The organism is Streptomyces tibetensis, from assembly GCF_007655005.1.
Classification (GTDB): Bacteria; Actinomycetota; Actinomycetes; order Streptomycetales; family Streptomycetaceae; genus Streptomyces; species Streptomyces tibetensis.
Genome location: NZ_SZVW01000048.1, coordinates 1 through 3,835 on the forward strand (window position 1 = coordinate 1; position 3,835 = coordinate 3,835).

3 protein-coding genes and 1 pseudogene are annotated in these 3,835 nt (G+C 65.6%); 3 read left to right on the forward strand and 1 reads right to left on the reverse strand.

The window, feature by feature from the left end:
• Positions 1 to 935: 935 nt before the first annotated feature.
• Positions 936 to 1,754 carry an SAM-dependent methyltransferase gene (locus FDO69_RS40790; protein WP_104789268.1) on the reverse strand — a complete coding sequence of 273 codons (819 nt, stop codon included), beginning with the start codon at positions 1,752 to 1,754 and terminating at the stop codon, positions 936 to 938.
• Between the two features lie 944 nt (positions 1,755 to 2,698).
• Between FDO69_RS40790 and FDO69_RS43210 the strand changes: the two are divergent.
• From FDO69_RS43210 to FDO69_RS40805, 3 genes and pseudogenes are all read left to right on the forward strand, one after another.
• A pseudogene (locus FDO69_RS43210) lies at positions 2,699 to 3,027 on the forward strand (IS110 family transposase); the annotation flags it as partial.
• A 75-nt stretch (positions 3,028 to 3,102) separates the two neighbouring features.
• Positions 3,103 to 3,549: a hypothetical protein gene (locus FDO69_RS40800; RefSeq protein ID WP_234388323.1), complete on the forward strand. Its 447-nt coding sequence runs from the start codon at positions 3,103 to 3,105 to the stop codon at positions 3,547 to 3,549.
• Between the two features lie 57 nt (positions 3,550 to 3,606).
• The gene (locus FDO69_RS40805) at positions 3,607 to 3,798 is read left to right on the forward strand and encodes a hypothetical protein (protein WP_138430314.1); all 192 of its coding nucleotides are present in this window, start codon (positions 3,607 to 3,609) and stop codon (positions 3,796 to 3,798) included.
• Positions 3,799 to 3,835 lie beyond the last annotated feature (37 nt).

Sequence of the window (3,835 nt, forward strand, 5' to 3'; positions counted from 1 at the left end):
CGCCCAGCGGCCCCCCACCACGAACAGCTGTCCCAATACCAAGCAACCCCGTCCGCCAGCCCCACAGCGAACCCCAGCCCACCGGTGAACCCCACCCACAGCCGGCAGCCAAACTCCGCAACCCCCAAGCCAAAACCCAGGGGAATACCACGCACCGTGCCTCAATAACCAGGACGACCCGACACCTGACCCAACCCCGCAACCCTCCCCGCACAAGAAAGCCCGTCAAGAACCGTCACCCCAAAACCCACACCACCCCCACCCCCACCCGAACCCGCAAACAAACCCCGAACAAACCCCGAACAAACCCCGACCCGATAAACCCCACCCCACCAGCCACAAGAACCCGCATACACCAAAAATAACCACCCCACCAACACCCCCAACACCCCAACATGCCAAAGTATCCCGACACACCACAACCACCCCCCAGCCAGGACACCACCCGTCGAAAAAGAGACCATCACGCGCCCTGAAAGAGGACACCCCCCAGGCACGCGACGGCCCAACACACGACACAACCCGACCAGCCCTCACACACAACGCCGAAACCCACCCGGCCGAACTTGCACAAGCCCCCCCCCACCTCCGCGCCCGGTTGCGCACACAGGGGGGCAGACCATCACGCGCCCTGAAAGAGGACACCCCCCAGGCACGCGACGGCCCAACACACGACACAACCCGACCAGCCCTCACACACAACGCCGAAACCCACCCGGCCGAACTTGCACAAGCCCCCCCCCACCTCCGCGCCCGGTTGCGCACACAGGGGGGCGGTTCGGCTCCGGTCTCGACCACACGAACCTCCTGGCCTTCGACCTTGACCACATGCAAATGGCCCCCCAGCGCTTGTGGGCCGACGGCCACGGCCCGAGCGGACGGACCACGGACGGCGGGTAACCGGTGGGGCGGCCTGGCACTTCGGTCGTCGAAGGCTACGGTTTCCGGGCTAGCCCGGCGGCGATGAGGCGCTCCCAAACGGTCAGGTCCCGTTCGCCGCTGCTGTTCCACGGGCTGTCGGCCACGACGGGACGCCACAGGGACGCGGGGACGATCCCGGGCTCGAGGATCTCCAGGCCGTGCAGCAGGGCTTCGATCTCCTCGTCGGTGCGCCAGCGGCCGCGGCCGAAGGTTTCCTGGAGGACTCTCTCGGCCTCCGCTGTCTCTGTGTTGTTGCCGGAACGGAAGTGGCTGACAAAGAAGTAGCTCCCCGAGGCGACGTGGTCGCGCCAGTAGCGGACGATTCCGGCTGGGTCTTCCTCATCGTTTACGTGGTGAAGGATGGCGCTGAACATGACGGCGACGGGGCGATCGAAGTCGATCAGTTCCAGTGTGTCCGGGTGGGTGTGGACGGCTGCGGGATTGCGAATATCGACCGGGATGACCCGGGTCCCATCGTTCTCCTCCAAAAGTGCGCGGCCGTGTACCAGTACTTGAGGATCGATGTCGACGTAGACGACACGAGACTCCGGAGCGTGCCGTTGCGCAACCTGGTGGACGTTGTCGGCGGTAGGAAGGCCGCTCCCCAGGTCGATGAACTGCCGTATGCCGGTAGTCGTCGCGATCACCTCGACCGCACGGGTCAGGGCTTGGCGGTTGGCGAAGGCGATGGCCACCGAACCAGGAAGATCGCGTTTGAACACGTCGCCAACCTGCCGGTCCACGGCGTAGTTGTCCTTACCGCCGAGCAGATAATCGTAGACACGAGCGATACTGGGCTTGGTGGGATCGATGGAAGAGCCTACATCCGTCATGGCGCCCATCTTCTCCCGCGACGACACCTTGCTGCCATCACTTTGACAACCGCCGACCTCGCGGAAAAGCAGCCCTTCCAGGTGGGCGGGCGCCATTGCGGCTTTCTTGGACAACACGTCGACGGGCAGCAGCCTGGCAGCATCTGCGAGGTGGGGGTCGAGTCGACGCAGGCGAGGATCTTCGATCCTGAGCGACCGGCCATCGTGCCGTTCCGCGTCGACAAGCCAAGGTCGCCCCCGTAACAGGCCGACCGCGGCCCACACAGTCGGATTCTCTCCTACGCCACGGCAGACGCAAGCGTCCTCCCGGACGACCTGACAGACTGCGAGCGTGGCCTTGTGCAGGCCACCACCGCGCTTGCTGACGAACTCTTGCAGGCCTACGGGTATTTGCGAGACCGGCCTCATCACACGGTCGGGAGAACTCAATCCCGCCGGTTTGTCGCGGCACAATCCCGGGGCCGTCACTCAGCGGGCACAACAGCGCAGATTGCTGTGAGCCGCTGGTCCTCCTGCGTGTTCACCCGTGCGACCGGGTCAGGCGAAGTCCGCGACAAGGCAGGCCGGACACCATAGGCTCGAAACCGGTCGACGACTTGCCGCCGTGTAGCGCCGCCGAGCAGTGCCACAACAGGAACCAGAAGACCTCGTCAGCACCGTGAGAGCCGCGTCGGCTGCGCTCGTGAGGCCAGTCCTGACGTAGGTAGCCCCCCGGGTCGTCCCACCCCAGGCCGCCGCTGAACTGCTGCACAGCACTCGCTGAGCTCTGGCCCGCCCCAAGGAGCAGGCCCCGTGTTGAGCTGACAGCCCGCCATGTGTGAGCAGCAGGCAACAAACCGGGTTTTCAAGATGTATTGCTGTTGGGCCCACTCGCCGAAACCGAGACCGGGGTCAAGTCAACTCCGCCGCCCGGCTCGCGGACGACCCTCCTGCGCTCCCCACCGGTCTTCGGCAAGCTGCAGGCCAAGCAAGGCACCGTCCTCGTGGTGGTCGACCGGCCCGCCTCCATCGGCGCCCTGCCACTGGCGGTGGCAGGGGACATGGGCTGGCCGGTCGCAACAACCGCCTGCGCGGAGTGCTCACCCAGATCCACCCGCACCTGGAGCGGGTCCTGGGCCCGCGCATCCAACACCCGGCCGTCCTGCAGCTGCTGGAACGGTTCGGCTCCCCGGCCCAGATCCGCAAAGCGGGCAGGCGAGGGCTCGTCACGCTGTTGCGCCCCAAAAGCCCGCGGATGGCTGAGCGGCTGGTCCAGGACACCTTCACAGCTCTAGGACCTGTCTGAGGGGTCGTGTGGGCTGGTCGGAGTGCCGTGGCCTAGTGTTCGCTGCTGAACGAAGGGGGTCGCGTGCCGCGCGATACGGACGAAGCAGGGGCGGGGATGAAGGGGATCACGATTCCTGCCTGGCACGGAAAGCGCTACGTGACCCTGGCTGAGCTACTGGTCCGCCTCGGCAGCTTCGGCCTGGACCTGACGTGGCGCGTCGAAGTTGACGAGATCGTCGATCCTCGCTGTGCCGAGATAGAGAGACGGTCTGCTGACGCCGGCATGGACACCTTGACGCTGTTGTCGCTGACGACCCCCTTCCTCCAGCTGATCGACGCCGAAGCTTGTGGTTCCGCCGAGGACAGGGTGATGGTCGTCCTGACCGAAGTGGACAGCTCGTTGTGGGATGTCAGGGCTGTCGACGAGCGCGTACTCAGCGAACTGCGTCGCCACTACCCGGGTGCAACGGACCTCGCAGCGGGGCGTTTCACTCCGGGCGGAGCCATAGGCGGATCGCGGCCACGGTGACTGTCGGCCTGAGGTCGCCTCTTGCCCACCCAGCATCGCCCGTTATCCGCTGTGTTCATGGCCACCGAGGACTCCGAGCACATGAAGACCGTCCATCGCTGGCTCGCCGGTGAGACCGTCAACAACACCGTCGGCATCCGGATCGTGGGTGGCCCTTTCAGTGGCCGCACCAAGATCGTTCATCTCTGCCAGGACGGGACGCCGCCCTCGCCCTTGCGAGCGAGCGGCGGACTAGTGACCTGGTTTTGAGATCCTGTCGCAGTAGCGGCAGATACGGTCGAGGATC